This is a genomic window from Streptomyces brasiliensis (assembly GCF_014647875.1).
In the GTDB taxonomy this organism is placed as follows: domain Bacteria; phylum Actinomycetota; class Actinomycetes; order Streptomycetales; family Streptomycetaceae; genus Streptomyces; species Streptomyces brasiliensis.
Map to the genome: position 1 here is coordinate 225,679 of NZ_BMQA01000004.1, position 13,622 is coordinate 239,300.

Here is a 13,622-nt window from a genome sequence, read left to right on the forward strand (position 1 = left end):
GGCGGTCAGCGGGGACGAGCCCTCAGATGAACTTCTGGCTCGCGAGGAACTCAGCGAGCTGCTTGCCGCCCTCGCCCTCGTCCTTGACGATCGTGCCGGCCGTGCGGGCCGGACGCGCGGCCACGGCGTCGACCTTGGTGCAGGAGCCCTCGAGACCGACCTCGCCGGCGTCGATGTCCAGATCGGACAGATCCCAGGCCTGCACCGGCTTCTTCTTCGCCGCCATGATGCCCTTGAACGACGGGTAACGCGCCTCGCCCGACTGGTCGGTCACCGACACCACCGCCGGCAGCGACGCCTCGAGCTGCTCGGAGGCGGCATCACCGTCCCGGCGGCCGCTGACGATGCCGTCCTCGACCGACACCTCCGACAGCAGGGTGACCTGCGGGACACCCAGACGCTCCGCGAGCAACGCCGGAACCACACCAGCAGTGCCGTCCGTCGAGGCCATCCCGGAGATCACCAGGTCGTAGCCGGCCTTCTCGATCGCCTTGGCCAAAACCAGCGAGGTACCGATGACGTCCGTGCCGTGCAGGTCCTCGTCCTCCACATGGATCGCCTTGTCCGCACCCATCGACAGCGCCTTGCGCAGCGCGTCCTTGGCGTCCTCCGGACCCACGGTCAACACGGTCACCTCGGCGTCGTCCGCATCCTCGGCAATCTGCAGCGCCTGCTCGACCGCGTACTCGTCCAGCTCGGAGAGCAGACCGTCCACGTCATCGCGGTCGACGGTCAGGTCATCGGCGAAGTGCCGGTCGCCAGTGGCGTCGGGCACGTACTTCACAGTGACAACGATCCTCAAGCTCACGCCGGCTCTCCTACTGCATCGTCTCTATCTGGGCTGCCTCTTGCAGGCAGCATAGGCGCCTGAAGCGGCCGATCCCGGTCGGGGCGTCGGGGCGCTCCGAACGAAATATTACTCGTCAGTACATCCAGTTCATTCCCGCTAAGCAAGCGCTTTGAACTGTGACCTTCGCAACGCAGCGTAACCGGAACTCGACGACTTCGCAGTAGCGCCGGAGCGTGATCAGTCGCGCAGTGCGGTGAAGCGGCCCTGGTGGTAGAGGAGGGGCCGACCGGTACCGGTGGGATCGCCGAGAACCACTTCGGCCAGCACGATCCGGTGGTCACCGGCCGGAACACGCGCGACGACCCGGCACACGAGCCAGGCAAGCACGTCGTCGAGGACGGGTACGCCTTCCGGGCCGTCGCGCCAGACGGTGGGGGCGCCGAAGCGGTCGGCGCCGCTGCGGGCGAAGGTGGCGGCGAGGTCCCCCTGGTGCTCACCCAGTATGTGGACGCCGACATGACCGGCCTCGGACACCGTGGGCCAGCTGGAGGCGCCGGCGCCGATTCCGAAGGAGAGCATCGGGGGCTCGGCGGAGACGGAGGTGAGGGAGGTGGCGGTGAACCCGACCGGACCCGAGGCGCCGCGGGCGGTGATCACCGCGACACCGGCCGCGTGCCGGCGGAAGGTGGAGCGCAGCAGGTCGGGGGACGCGAGCTGAGGGGTACCGAGGTCGGGTGTGGCCGTCATGGAATTGTCCTTCTGCAGGAGGGGACGAGCGGGACCCGTGCGTTCAGCGGCCCGGACAGCGCGCGCTCGACGTGCGGGCGAGGTCGACGTGGACCCGCCCGAAGAGAAGGAGTTCCGTTGGCATGGGGTCAGGCTGACGATAGATGGTGGGCGCAGTCAAGTACGTCCCGGCATATGGGAGACGCCTCACCAATATCCGCGAAGCCGTCAAACCGCCTCCCCCAGGGCCGCGATGACGTCGGCCTTGCGCGGCAGTCCGGTGGCTCGCCGCACGACGCGCCCGTCCGCGTCGAGCACCAGCACGGTGGGCGTCTTGAGGATGTCGAGTTCCCGCACGAGGTCGAGATTGGCCTCCGCGTCGATCTCGACATGCGTGACGCCGGGAACCATCCCGGCCACCTCGCCGAGGACCCGCCGGGTCGCCCGGCAGGGCGCGCAGAAGGCGCTGGAGAACTGGACGAGCGTGGCGCGCTCGCCGAGTTCGTCCCCCAACTCGGCTGCACCGAGCCGCTTCCCGTCGTCCCGCGCGCGCACCCGGACCCTCCCGTTCCGCCGCTTGTGCAGCACTCCGTACACGCTCGCCACCGCGAGCACCGCCACGCACACCACCAGTCCGGTCATCATCAGCACAAGCATTCACAAGACTGCAAAGATTCCCGACTCCCCGAACAGTTTCCGTTGCGGAATGCTTGATTCATGGACATCGATGTGAGGGGGCCGCGCTTCGGGGCGGCCGTGACGACGGTCGTGCTGGCGGCGGTGCTGGTCACCGGGAGCGTATGGCTGCTGGCCTGGCAGACGCTGGCGTTCGCGCTCGGCGCGGCCGGAGGGGTGGGCAAGTCGCCGTACGGCTGGCTGTTCCGCACGGCGATACGGCCGCGGATCGGTCCGCCAACGGAGTTCGAGGCGCCCGAACCACCGCGGTTCGCCCAGGCGGTGGGGCTCGTCTTCGCGGGCGTCGGCCTCGTCGGCTACGCCGTGGGACCGGACTGGCTGGGGCTCGCGGCGACGGGAGCGGCGCTCGCGGCGGCCTTCCTGAACGCCGCGTTCGGGTACTGCCTGGGGTGCGAGTTGTTCCTGCTCATCCGCCGCGTCACGGTACGAGCAGAGTAAAAGACGATTAAAAGACCGAGGTGACCGCTACGCCGACGTGACGAGGATCTCGCCGAACCGCGGCGCCAGGACTGGCTCCCCGTTCGTTCTTCGGGCACGATCTGCGAGACGCCGTAAACCTACGGCTGCGTAACTTTCCCGCCGGGAGCCCCTTTCCCAGGCAGAGCAGAAAGGGTCCGTCCCGCCCATGGCAGAGCTGGTCTATCGTCCCGTCATCGGTTTCGCCAAGACGATGTTCAAGGTCTGGGACCTCAAGATCGACTGCAAGGGTGCGGAGAACATCCCGCGTTCGGGCGGCGCCGTGCTGGTGAGCAATCACATCAGCTATCTGGACTTCATCTTCAGCGGTCTGGCGGCGCTTCCGCAGAAGCGGCTGGTGCGCTTCATGGCGAAGGAGTCCGTCTTCCGCCACAAGGTGTCCGGTCCGCTGATGCGCGGGATGAAGCACATCCCGGTGGACCGCAAGCAGGGCGAGGCGGCGTACGCGCACGCGCTGGACTCGTTGCGTTCAGGCGAGGTGATCGGGGTGTTCCCCGAGGCCACGATCTCGCAGTCGTTCACCCTGAAGAGCTTCAAGTCGGGTGCCGCGCGCCTCGCCCAGGAGGCAGGCGTGCCGCTGGTGCCGATGGCGGTGTGGGGAACGCAGCGGCTGTGGACCAAGGGCCAGCCGCGCAACTTCAGGCGCAGCCATCTCCCGGTCACCATCCGGGTCGGCGAGGCGGTCGAGGCATCCCTCGACCAGTACGCGGGCGCGATCACGCGCCGGCTGCGCGAACGCGTCCAGGAGCTTCTGGACGCCGCCCAGCGCGCCTACCCGGCCCGCCCGAAGGGCACGGAGGACACCTGGTGGCTTCCGGCCCACCTGGGCGGCACGGCCCCGACCCTGGAGCAGGTGCGCGCGGCCGAGGCGTGACCCCGCGGGGCGGAAAGCCGGGAACCGATCGCACAGGGTGACACCTCGTCGAGACAGGCTCACGAGCCTCTGGGGCCGGGCCGCGCGATCGTGCACAGACCCAGGCAATCGGCCTCTGCTCCTGCACCCTGGCGGGGGGCGAGAGCCGTCCGCACGGCGTCCCGGCTGTTCACACCCTCCTGTACGGGGTCCACGCCAGAGCTCCGGGCCAGGCCGGACTCCTCGCTGCGGCCCGGCCCGAAACCCTGCCCCGGGCGACGGCCCGGCCTCATGCCCGGCCGCCCCCAAGTCCCCTGACCCGGCCCTCAGTTCTCCGTGATGCCGTCGGCCGACACCGGTGCGCCCGGCGTGACGGTCGCGCCGGGGCTGAACTTCTGGAGCAGTTCGGCGAGTTCGGCGCCGGCCGCTGCGACCTCGGGGACCGGCATCGGGGCGAGGCTCTCCAGCAGGAAGACTGCGGAGGTCGTCTCCTCGGTGAGACGGGTGCGCGGGCCCTGACGCCAGTTCCATCGGCGGCAGGTCACACCCACCTCGTCGCGCCAGACCACCTCCCCCGCATCCGGGCGTTCGACGACCTCCTCGCCACCGGCGACAGTCACGAAGTCCTCGTTGCCGGCGGCCCGCACGAGGCGCATACCGCCCCGGATCAGATCGAGGTCCTCACCCCCGACGGGAATCAGGTGCGCGACGCTGATGGCGTTGTAGAGGTCGACGAGCAGATTGATCCGGGGCAACCCGGCGTCGGACAACGCCCGCTTGGCCAGCGCCTCGGCCGAGTTCCGGGTGCGCGACGGCTTGGAGCCGAACGCCGTGTACGCCGCGCGCCAGGCGGCCATGTGCGGATCCTCGTGCGGGGCGCGCCCGTCCAGTCGTACGGCGAGACGGCGGGCCGCGTCGTCGAGGAGTGCCGAACTCGCCTCGGTGCTGGGCCCGTTGACCAGGCCGTGTGCCTCGATCGCCAGGTGGGTGAAACCGGGCGCTAGCGCGCGCACCTCGTCGGAGACGGTGAGCGTGAGGGTCATGTGCCTTGCCTCAGAGTGCGGTGGGGAGCGTCTTCCACAGGTGCGGCCGGTCGGGCGCGGCTTTCAGGGCGCCCAGAACAGCCGGGTGAGGTTCAGCGTACAGCACCGGATAGTCCAGCTCACTGGACTCGGGGTCGGGGGTCCAGGCCAGCCGTTCGCCGTCCAGGGAGAAGTGCGCGTCCACGCCGGGCTTGTTGCCCCGCGGATCCTGCCGGTGCCAGGCGCCGTTGAACCGCACGGCGACCAGTCCGTGCACGGCGTGACCGGAACCGTCGTCGTGCGCCAGGCGCTGGTAGCACAGCGCGGTGGGGATGTCCTCCGCACGCAGCAGCGCTGCCAGCGCGTGCGCCTTGGCATAGCAGATGCCGGTGCGCTGCTCCAGGACGTCGGAGGCGCGCCACGTGACGCGCGGGTCACCGCTGTCGGCGGAGTGCGGGATGGTGTCCCGCACGAAGTCATAGGCGGATCGCGCATAGTCATACGAGTCCGCTGCGCCCTCGGCCAGCCGGGCGGCGGCCTCCCTGACCAGCGGATGATCATGGTCGATGGCATCGCCCACGGCAAGATAGGCGGACAGGTCAGGGGTTTCCTGGATCAGCTGCATGCCCGCAGAGCATAGGAATGCGGCCACCCGCGAGTCAATGCATTTTCGGATGACCGCATACCTATGCAGAACTGCCGGAGGGCTGGCGTGCCATCTCCTCCTTGAGCGCCGCCACGAACGCGTCCACGTCGTCCTCGGTCGTGTCGAAGGCGCACATCCAGCGCACGACGCCCTCTGCCTCGTCCCAGAAGTAGAACCGGAACCTCTTCTGCAAACGCTCGCTCACGTCGTGCGGGAGCTTGGCGAAGACTCCGTTGGCCTGCACCGGGTACAGGATCTCCACGCCGTGCACGGCGCGCACGCCGTCGGCCAGCCGCTGGGCCATCTCGTTGGCGTGGCGGGCGTTGCGCAGCCACAGGTCCTTGGCGAGCAGCGCCTCCAGCTGCACCGACACGAAACGCATCTTGGATGCGAGCTGCATGGACATCTTGCGTACGTGCTTCATCCGGCGGACCGCGTCCCGGTTGAGGACGACGACCGCCTCGCCGAACAGGGCGCCGTTCTTCGTACCGCCGAGGGAGAGGATGTCGACGCCGACCGCGTTGGTGAAGGTCCGCATGGGCACGTCCAGGGAAGCGGCCGCGTTGGCTATCCGCGAGCCGTCCAGGTGCACCGTCATGCCGTGCGCGTGTGCGTGCTCGCAGATCGCGCGGATCTCGTCCGGCGTGTAGAGCGTGCCCAGCTCCGTGCTCTGGGTGATCGAGACGACCTGCGGCATGGCACGGTGCTCGTCCTCCCAGCCGTAGGCCTGCCGGTCGATCAGCTCGGGGGTGAGCTTGCCGTCGGGCGTCGGCACGGTGAGCAGCTTGAGGCCACCCATGCGCTCGGGGGCACCGCCCTCGTCGACGTTGATGTGCGCGCTCTCGGCACAGATCACCGCGCCCCAGCGGTCGGTGACCGCCTGGAGCGCGACGACGTTCGCGCCAGTGCCGTTGAAGACCGGGAAGGCCTCCGCCGTGGCGCCGAAGTGGCTGCGGACGATCCGCTGGAGGTTCTCGGTGTAGGCGTCCTCGCCGTAGGCGACCTGGTGGCCGCCGTTGGCCAGGGCCAGGGCGGCGAGCACCTCGGGGTGCGCCCCGGCGTAGTTGTCACTGGCGAAACCGCGGACCTCCGGGTCGTGGTGACGACGCGCATCGGTCCTGGGAGGGTTCACGGCTTCTCGGTCAGCCACAGACGGTTTCCGTTCACTTCCGCGGCGGGCTTGTTCCAGACGTCGACAATGGCCTCGGCCAGGTCCTTGACGTCCGTGAAGCCCGCGAACTTCGCGTTGGGCCGCTCGGCGCGCATCGCGTCGTGCACCAACGCCTTCACCACCAGGATGGCAGCCGCCGACGTGGGCCCGTCGGCGCCCTCCGACAGCCCCGCCTTGCGGAAGTAGTCGGCCAGGGCCAGCGTCCACGCCTCGGCGGCGGCCTTGGCGGCGGCGTACGACGCGTTGCCCGCGGTCGGCTTGCTCGCCCCGGCCGCACTGATCAGCACGTACCGGCCACGCTCGCTGCGCTGCAGCGCCTCGTGGAAGGCGAGCGAGGTGTGCTGCACGGTGCGGATGAGGAGCAGTTCGAGGAAGTCCCAGTCGTCCAGGCTGGTCTTGGTGAAGGTCTCGCTGCCGCGCCAGCCGCCGACGAGGTGCACGAGGCCGTCGACGCGTCCGAAGTCCTTCTCGATGTGGGTGGCCCAGTCCCGGGTGGACTGCAGGTCGAGCAGGTCCACCGTGTCGCCGGTCACCGTGGCACCGCCGGAGGCGTAGCGCGCGGCGTCCACCGCCTCCGAGAGCCGCTCGGGGTCGTTGTCCGCGCCGACGACGGTCGCGCCGGCCTCGGCCAGCCGCAACAGCGCCGCCCGGCCCGCGGGCCCGCCCGCGCCGGCCACCGCGATCACCGCACCGCTCAGTGGCCCGTTCCCGTTCCCCATCTTGTCCTCCTGAGCAGCGTTCTCGACACGGTCGCTCACGCGGCGACCCGCTCGGCTCCGTCCGACGTGATGCCCCGGGTGGAGGCGATCACGTTCTTCAGCTTCTTGGACAGTGCCTCATAGAACATGCTCAGCGGAAACTCGTCGGGAAGCACGTCATCCACGAGTTTGCGCGGCGGCAGGGTCAGGTCCAGCGCCTCGGGGCCCTTGGCCCACTTGGAGCCGGGGTGCGGGGCCAGGTAGGTGGAGACCAGCTCGTAGCCGGCGAACCAGTGCACCAGCTTCGGGCGGTCGATGCCGTCCCGGTAGAGCTTCTCGATCTCGGCGCACAGCTGGTTGGTGACCTGCGGGGCACGCTCCCAGTCGATGTGCAGCTTGTTGTCGGTCCAGCGGACGACGTCGTGCTTGTGCAGGTAGGCGAAGAGCAGCTGGCCGCCGAGGCCGTCGTAGTTGCGCACCCGCTCCCCGGTGACCGGGAAGCGGAACATGCGGTCGAAGAGCACCGCGTACTGCACGTCGCGGGCCTGCGGGACGCCGTCGGCCTGGAGCTTGACGGCCTCCTTGAAGGCGGTGAGGTCGCAGCGCAGCTCCTCCAGACCGTACATCCAGAACGGCTGGCGCTGCTTGATCATGAAGGGGTCGAACGGCAGGTCACCGTGACTGTGGGTGCGGTCGTGGACCATGTCCCACAGGACGAAGGCCTCCTCGCAGCGCTTCTGGTCGTGGACCATCGCGGCGATGTCCTCGGGCAGTTCGAGGCCCAGGATGCCGACGGCGGCCTCGGTGACCCGGCGGAAGCGGGCGGCCTCGCGGTCGCAGAAGATGGCACCCCAGGTGAATCGTTCCGGCGCCTCGCGCACGGCGATGGTCTCCGGGAAGAGCACGGCCGAGTTGGTGTCGTATCCGGACGTGAAGTCCTCGAACGTGATGCCGCAGAACAGCGGGTTGTCGTAGCGGGTGCGCTCCAGCTCGGCCAGCCACTCCGGCCAGACCATGCGCAGCACGACCGCCTCGAGGTTGCGGTCCGGGTTGCCGTTCTGCGTGTACATCGGGAAGACGACCAGGTGCTGCAGGCCGTCCGCACGGCCCGCGGCGGGCTGGAAGGCCAGCAGCGAGTCGAGGAAGTCGGGCACCTGGAAGCCGCCCTCGGCCCAGCGGCGCAGGTCCTTGGCGAGGGCCTCGTGGTAGGCGGCGTCGTGCGGGAGCAGCGGGGAGAGCTGCTCGACCGCCTCGGCGACACGCCCTACGGCCTGCTCGGCGTCGGCCCGGTCGGGGGCGCCCTCGGCCTCGAAGTCGATCGATCCGTCCTTGGACTGCCATGGCCGGATCTGCTCCACGGCATCCTTGAGCATGGGCCACGCCGGGTGCTCGACCACCCTGCTCGCGGGAGGAACCTGCTCCTCCACACCCACCTGCACAAGAATTTCCGTCATGTCCCATCCTCCACGGGAGAACCTCGCGTAAGGACACCGTATGCGTACGAGGTTTCTCTCAGCAAGAGGAGACTCGGGAAAATATCCTGTGATACACGCATGTCACCGCGCTTTTTCCTGCACGACATCATGACGGCACGCGCTTCCCCCGCACACCGGGCGTCGTCCCACCCGGACGGCCGGAATGAGGGCGGGGTGGAGATCCGGCCGGTCAATCACTGCCGGGACGCGCCCACGCGAGGGTGACGGTCACCGGGGTGCGGACCAGGCGTCGCCCCGCACGTCACCCCAATCCCCCGTGTACGCGCGGGTTCATCGGGAGAGACGGCCATTAGGCTGCGACTCTGCCGCGTGGACAGGGAGGTCCGGCCGGTCCGCGCGCATGCCGAGCCGCCGTCGACGGAAGCGAGTTGAACCTTGAACTTCCTTACCATCGGTCACCGCGGAGTCATGGGCGTCGAGCCCGAGAACACCCTCCGTTCCTTCGTCGCCGCCCAGCAGGCCGGCCTCGACCTCATCGAACTCGATCTCCACCTGAGCAAGGACGGCGCCCTGGTCGTCATGCATGACGCCGAGGTGGACCGCACGACCGACGGAACCGGCGCGATCGCCGAGAAGACCCTCGCCGAGCTGCGCACCCTGGACGCGGGGCGCGGGGAGCGCGTCCCGGTCTTCGAGGAGGTCCTGGACGCCGTACGGGCGCCGTTGCAGGCCGAGATCAAGGACGTGGCGGCGGCCCGGGCGCTGTCCGAGGTCATGCTGAAGCGGGACCTGATGTCCCGGGTGGAGGTGTCGTCGTTCCACGACGAGGCGATCGCCGAGATCGCCCGCCTGGTGCCTGGGGTGCGCACGGCGCTCATCGCGAGCCGGTACGGCACCGACGTGGTGGAGCGGGCCACCGAGGTCGGCGCCGCGACCGTCTGTCTCGACATCCGCCGGCTCACCCTCGAGGTCGTCGAGGCGGCCCGCAAGGCCGACCTGCGGATCATCGGATGGGTGGTGAACACGCAGGACCATCTGCGGCTGGTGCGCGCGCTGGGGCTGGACGGCGCGACGACCGACTACCCGGAGATCAAGCGCACGGGCCGCTTCACCGCGTGACGGTCAGACCAGGGGCTTGACCAGCAGCTCGAACTGCAGGTCGGGGCGCTGCGGAATGCCGAAGCGCTCGTCGCCGTACGGGAACGGCGTCATCCTTCCCGTACGGCGGTAGCCGCGACGCTCGTACCAGGCGATCAGGTCCTCGCGCACGGAGATCACCGTCATGTGCATCTCGGTGACGCCCCAGGCCGCCCCGGCCTGACGCTCGGCCTCCGCGAGGACCACCTTGCCGAGGCCCGCGCCCTGCTGCGCAGGGCTGACCGCGAACATCCCGAAGTAGGCGTGGTCGCCGCGGTGTTCGAGCTGGCAGCAGGCGACGACCCGGCCCTCGCGCTCCACCGTGAGCAGCCTGCTGTCGGGCGACTTGATCACCTCGAGCACGCCCTCCGCATCGGTCCGCTGGCCCTCGAGGATGTCCGCCTCGGTGGTCCACCCGGCCCGGCTGGCGTCCCCGCGGTACGCCGACTGGATCAGCGCGACCAGCGCGTCCACGTCGGCGTCGGTGGCGTCGCGGAAGATGAGTCCGGTGGCGGCGGTGTCCATGGGCGAAAGGCTCCGATCTGTGGCGCGGCACAACAGGGTCGAGGGCAACCCTGCCACTAGGGTGCGGGCCCATGGTGCACGTTCTCAGCAGTCGGACACTTCTGCGGCCCACCGATCCGGAGCGCTCGCGCGCCTTCTACGGCGGGAGGCTCGGTCTCGCCGTCCACCGCGAGTTCGGTACGGGTCCGGAGCGCGGGACGGTCTACTTCCTCGGCGGCGGTTTCCTCGAGGTCTCCGGGCGTTCGGACACTCCGCCCTCCCCGGCCCTTCAGCTGTGGCTCCAGGTCGAGGACGTGGCCGTGGCGCACGAGGAGCTCATGGCGAAGGGCGTCGAGATCGTGCGGCCGCCGGTGAAGGAGCCGTGGGGGCTGATCGAGATGTGGATCGAGGATCCGGACGGGACGCGGATCGTCCTGGTGGAGGTCCCGGCCGACCATCCGCTGCGGTACCGGCCGGGGATCTAGTGCTGTGACCGGGCTCAGGCGCGCAGTGCGCCCATACGGCCCTCCAGCCGGCTCAGCAACTCCGCGAGAAGCCCGGCCAGTTCGCCCTGGCCCTCGGGCGCGAGGACCGACAGGACGGCCGTCTCGTAGGCGAGCTGTTCGGGGAGGATGCCGTCGACGAGCGCGCGTCCGGCGTCGGTGAGGCGGACGTGGGCGACGCGGCGGTCACGGGTGTCGCCCCGGCGCTCCACCAGGCCACGCTCGGTCAGCTGCTTGAGGCGTTTGGTGACGGCGGCGCCCGAGGAGAAGGTCTCACGGGCCAGCTCGCTCGGGGTGAGTTCGTGACCGGTACGGCGCAGCGCGCCCAGCAGGTCGAACTCGGGGCGGCTGAGGCCCGCGCGGCGCAGGGGCGCGTCCTCGGCCTGCTGGAGCAGCGCGGCGCAGCGGTTGATGCGGCCGATGACCTCCATGGGGCCGGTGTTCAGCTCGGGATGGACGGCGTGCCACTGCCGCACGACCGCGGCGACGGTGTCGCCGTCCGCCGTGTCGTCCCCGGCCGCGGGGCTTCCGTTCCTCGGCGTCATGGCCGTACGTCCTCCGTCGTCGCTGTGATCTGCGTGGCCTGCGGATCGGGCCAGGGGTGCAGCCCCTGGCGTCGTGCCGTCGCCGCGAGCGTACGGTGTCCGGCCTGCTCGGCGAGCACGACCCGCTCCTGGGGCAGTGCGCGCTGCCACCACTCGCCGGACGCGGCGTCCGTGATGGCGCGCAGGTCGGCCAGCGCGGCGGCGAGGGCGCGACGCGCGGACTCCAGGGCGCCAGGCGCGGGAGCCGGCTCGGTGAGGAGGCGGGCGGCGTGTCCGCGGGCCCGTTCGACGGCGCCCAGGGCGTCCTCGATGCGGTCGCCCGCGCGCCGGTTGGTGACGGCCACGGCCGCCACGAAGCCGACCAGCGCGCCCACCAGGGTGTCCGCGACCCGGTCGGTGATCAGCTCGCCGGTGTTCTGCGTCCGGGCGAACTCGGTGATGAGCAGCGCCATCGGTGTGACGCAGATGCTGCCGAGCCAGTAGTTGCGGCCGATGAGCGCCTCCGCGCCGAAGTTGAAGGCGAGGCAGCACAGCACCAGCGCGGCCGGGTGGAGGTGGGCCAGCGGGGCGGTGACGGCGAACACGAGGACGCCCACGAGGTTGCCGACGACGCGCTGCACGCCCCGCCTCCAGGTGAGGGTGAGGTTGGCCTGGTAGAGGGAGGCCGCGGTGACCAGGGCCCAGTAGGGGCGGCCCACACCGAGGGCGAGGGATGCGTATCCGGCGAGGGCGCAGCCGAGGGCGGTGCGGGCGGCGATCGGGGTGAGCGGGCCAAGCTTGCGCCACAACGGACGGTGCGGCACGGCGAGTTCGGCGTCCACGCCGAGGAGTTCGGCGCCGGCCTCCGGCGGGAGGCCGGCGCGGGGGACGCGTCCGGTGCCGCGCAGGGCGTGGGCCCAGGTGCGCAGGGTTTCCGGGTCCGTGTCTGCGGGGGCGGCGAGGGCGACCTCGGCGCGGACGACGAGCCGCTCGAGCGCGCGTCGGGTGCGGTCGGCGCGGGTGCCGGTGAACAGCAGCGACTGCCAGGCGGCCTGGACGGCGGCGGCAGCGGCGGCGCGGGCCCTGGCGGCGCCGTCTCCCGTACCGCGGGTGGCGGCGTACGCGGCGGCGGCGTTCAGAGCGCCCGCGGTGGCCCGGCGCTCGGGACCGTACGGGTACAGCAGGCCGGGCGCCATGCCGACCAGCCAGGCCCAGGCGCCCGCCGCGAGCGCGAGACCCACGTGTGCGGGCACCTGCCCGAGGGACTGCGGCGCGAACAGCGCGGCGGAGGTGATGAAGGCCGGGATCACATGCCCGGGCGGACCGATACGGGTGGCGTCGCACAGCACCTTCTGCGCGGCGGCCATGAGCGCGCCGACGGCGACCAGGACGACCGCGTCGGTGGTGAGCGACGCGGCGACCAGGGCGAGGGCGAGTCCGCCGACCATGCCCAGCACCACCCGGACCAGGGCGCGGGCCCGGGCGGTGTACGGGCGGTTGTGGCCGTACAGGGCGCACAGGGACCCGGCCATCGTGTACATGGCCAGGTCGAGCCGGCCGAGCGCCAGCAGAGTCAGGTTGGGCGGGGCGATGGCGGCGACCACGCTCAGCGCGGGCTTGAACCAGATGTCGGAGGGCCGGCCGAGGCGCAGCACCCCGGCGAGGGGAAGACGGTGGGGGGTCGCACTGCTCATACCTCTAATTTAGCATGTGTTTTACTCGTAAAGCATATCCTCGGCCGCTCCCCCCTGCCCCGTCACCTGCTGTGCTCCGTCGAATGCTCCCCGTGTACACCTTTGCGCTTGCGTGCGCGCCGCTCGGCCCGGGCATCACCACCGACGAGCGGACACGGAACGGTGAGCGGGGAGGCGCGCGTGCACGGACCGGCTTCGCCCGGCTGGCTCCTGGTCGCGCTGTGCGCGGCGACCGGCGCCTACTGCCTGTTGCGGATGCGCAGCAGCGTCGAGGAGCAGCGGATCGCCGCGGGCGGCGAGGCGCTGATGGGCTTCGGCATGGCCATGATGGCGGTGCCCGCCACGGTGTTGACTCCCCCGTCGTGGACGTGGCCGCTGTACGCGGCCGTGTTCGGCGCGGCCTCGCTGCGCGCCCTGTGGGCCGCCCGCAGCAGCCCGCACCATCTGCACCACCTGGTCGGCACGGCGGCGATGGTCTACATGGCGGTCGTGATGGCCGGCTCACCCGGCGCCGCGCATCATGTGCCCGGTGGCGCCGGAGTTCCGCTGCTGACCGGCGCGCTGCTCCTGTACTTCGTCGGCTACGTGCTCCTGTCGGGCGCCCGGCTCGTCCCCGTGGCCGTCGCGGGCGGCGGTGCGGGGGTCGGCTGGGGCGACCGGCCCGAACTGGCTCGGGCGTGCCGGCTGTCCATGGGGATCGGCATGGTGGCAATGCTGCTGACGCTCTGACGGGCGGGCCCTGGTG

16 protein-coding genes are annotated in these 13,622 nt (G+C 70.7%); 5 read left to right on the forward strand and 11 right to left on the reverse strand.

Features of this window, described 5'->3' with window-relative positions; all coding sequences use genetic code 11:
- Window positions 1-22: 22 nt before the first annotated feature.
- The 3 genes from IEZ19_RS08760 to IEZ19_RS08770 form a co-directional block, all read right to left on the reverse strand.
- Complete coding sequence (locus tag IEZ19_RS08760; RefSeq protein WP_189310511.1) at window positions 23-808, reverse strand: electron transfer flavoprotein subunit beta/FixA family protein; 786 nt, start codon at window positions 806-808, stop codon at window positions 23-25.
- Between the two features lie 219 nt (window positions 809-1,027).
- On the reverse strand, window positions 1,028-1,537 hold the full coding sequence (locus IEZ19_RS08765) for a flavin reductase family protein (protein WP_189310512.1): 510 nt from the start codon (window positions 1,535-1,537) through the stop codon (window positions 1,028-1,030).
- A gap of 207 nt (window positions 1,538-1,744) precedes the next feature.
- The gene (locus IEZ19_RS08770; protein WP_189310633.1) at window positions 1,745-2,158 is read right to left on the reverse strand and encodes a thioredoxin family protein; all 414 of its coding nucleotides are present in this window, start codon (window positions 2,156-2,158) and stop codon (window positions 1,745-1,747) included.
- A gap of 75 nt (window positions 2,159-2,233) precedes the next feature.
- Between IEZ19_RS08770 and IEZ19_RS08775 the strand changes: the two genes are divergently transcribed.
- Together IEZ19_RS08775 and IEZ19_RS08780 are read left to right on the forward strand one after the other, a co-directional pair.
- Window positions 2,234-2,650, forward strand: coding sequence for a DUF4395 domain-containing protein (locus IEZ19_RS08775; protein ID WP_189310513.1), 417 nt, complete (start codon window positions 2,234-2,236; stop codon window positions 2,648-2,650).
- 187 nt (window positions 2,651-2,837) lie between these two features.
- Complete coding sequence (locus IEZ19_RS08780; protein WP_189310514.1) at window positions 2,838-3,563, forward strand: lysophospholipid acyltransferase family protein; 726 nt, start codon at window positions 2,838-2,840, stop codon at window positions 3,561-3,563.
- Between the two features lie 305 nt (window positions 3,564-3,868).
- Here IEZ19_RS08780 and IEZ19_RS08785 read toward each other — a convergent pair whose 3' ends face one another.
- The 5 genes from IEZ19_RS08785 to IEZ19_RS08805 form a co-directional block, all read right to left on the reverse strand.
- Window positions 3,869-4,585, reverse strand: a complete 717-nt coding sequence (locus IEZ19_RS08785; protein WP_189310515.1) for a B3/B4 domain-containing protein — start codon at window positions 4,583-4,585, stop codon at window positions 3,869-3,871.
- Window positions 4,586-4,595: 10 nt separating this feature from the next.
- Window positions 4,596-5,189: a transglutaminase domain-containing protein gene (locus IEZ19_RS08790; protein ID WP_189310516.1), complete on the reverse strand. Its 594-nt coding sequence runs from the start codon at window positions 5,187-5,189 to the stop codon at window positions 4,596-4,598.
- A gap of 61 nt (window positions 5,190-5,250) precedes the next feature.
- Entirely contained in the window at window positions 5,251-6,342 is a 1,092-nt protein-coding gene (locus IEZ19_RS08795; protein WP_189310517.1) for a threonine aldolase family protein, read from the reverse strand.
- Window positions 6,339-7,100 (reverse strand): SDR family NAD(P)-dependent oxidoreductase, encoded by a 762-nt coding sequence (locus tag IEZ19_RS08800; RefSeq protein ID WP_189310518.1) that lies wholly within the window; start codon window positions 7,098-7,100, stop codon window positions 6,339-6,341. Before IEZ19_RS08800 ends, IEZ19_RS08795 begins: the two co-directional genes overlap by 4 nt.
- 35 nt (window positions 7,101-7,135) lie before the next feature.
- The gene (locus IEZ19_RS08805; protein ID WP_189310519.1) at window positions 7,136-8,533 is read right to left on the reverse strand and encodes a DUF6421 family protein; all 1,398 of its coding nucleotides are present in this window, start codon (window positions 8,531-8,533) and stop codon (window positions 7,136-7,138) included.
- A 417-nt stretch (window positions 8,534-8,950) separates the two neighbouring features.
- Here IEZ19_RS08805 and IEZ19_RS08810 point away from each other — a divergent pair, with 417 nt between their 5' ends.
- On the forward strand, window positions 8,951-9,634 hold the full coding sequence (locus tag IEZ19_RS08810) for a glycerophosphodiester phosphodiesterase (protein WP_189310520.1): 684 nt from the start codon (window positions 8,951-8,953) through the stop codon (window positions 9,632-9,634).
- A gap of 3 nt (window positions 9,635-9,637) precedes the next feature.
- On the opposite strand, the gene IEZ19_RS08815 is transcribed toward IEZ19_RS08810, so the two are convergent.
- Window positions 9,638-10,177: a GNAT family N-acetyltransferase gene (locus IEZ19_RS08815; RefSeq protein WP_189310521.1), complete on the reverse strand. Its 540-nt coding sequence runs from the start codon at window positions 10,175-10,177 to the stop codon at window positions 9,638-9,640.
- 71 nt (window positions 10,178-10,248) lie between these two features.
- On the opposite strand from IEZ19_RS08815, the gene IEZ19_RS08820 reads away from it, so the two are divergent.
- Window positions 10,249-10,641 (forward strand): VOC family protein, encoded by a 393-nt coding sequence (locus tag IEZ19_RS08820; protein ID WP_189310522.1) that lies wholly within the window; start codon window positions 10,249-10,251, stop codon window positions 10,639-10,641.
- A 14-nt stretch (window positions 10,642-10,655) separates the two neighbouring features.
- Here the strand turns inward: IEZ19_RS08820 and IEZ19_RS08825 are convergent, their stop codons facing one another.
- Together IEZ19_RS08825 and IEZ19_RS08830 are read right to left on the reverse strand one after the other, a co-directional pair.
- A complete protein-coding gene (locus tag IEZ19_RS08825) occupies window positions 10,656-11,204 on the reverse strand; it encodes a MarR family winged helix-turn-helix transcriptional regulator (RefSeq protein WP_189310523.1) in 549 nt (182 codons plus the stop codon).
- On the reverse strand, window positions 11,201-12,877 hold the full coding sequence (locus IEZ19_RS08830) for an FUSC family protein (protein WP_189310524.1): 1,677 nt from the start codon (window positions 12,875-12,877) through the stop codon (window positions 11,201-11,203). The genes IEZ19_RS08825 and IEZ19_RS08830 overlap by 4 nt, the downstream gene beginning before the upstream one ends.
- A 180-nt stretch (window positions 12,878-13,057) precedes the next feature.
- On the opposite strand from IEZ19_RS08830, the gene IEZ19_RS08835 reads away from it, so the two are divergent.
- The gene (locus tag IEZ19_RS08835) at window positions 13,058-13,606 is read left to right on the forward strand and encodes a DUF5134 domain-containing protein (RefSeq protein WP_189310525.1); all 549 of its coding nucleotides are present in this window, start codon (window positions 13,058-13,060) and stop codon (window positions 13,604-13,606) included.
- Window positions 13,607-13,622 lie beyond the last annotated feature (16 nt).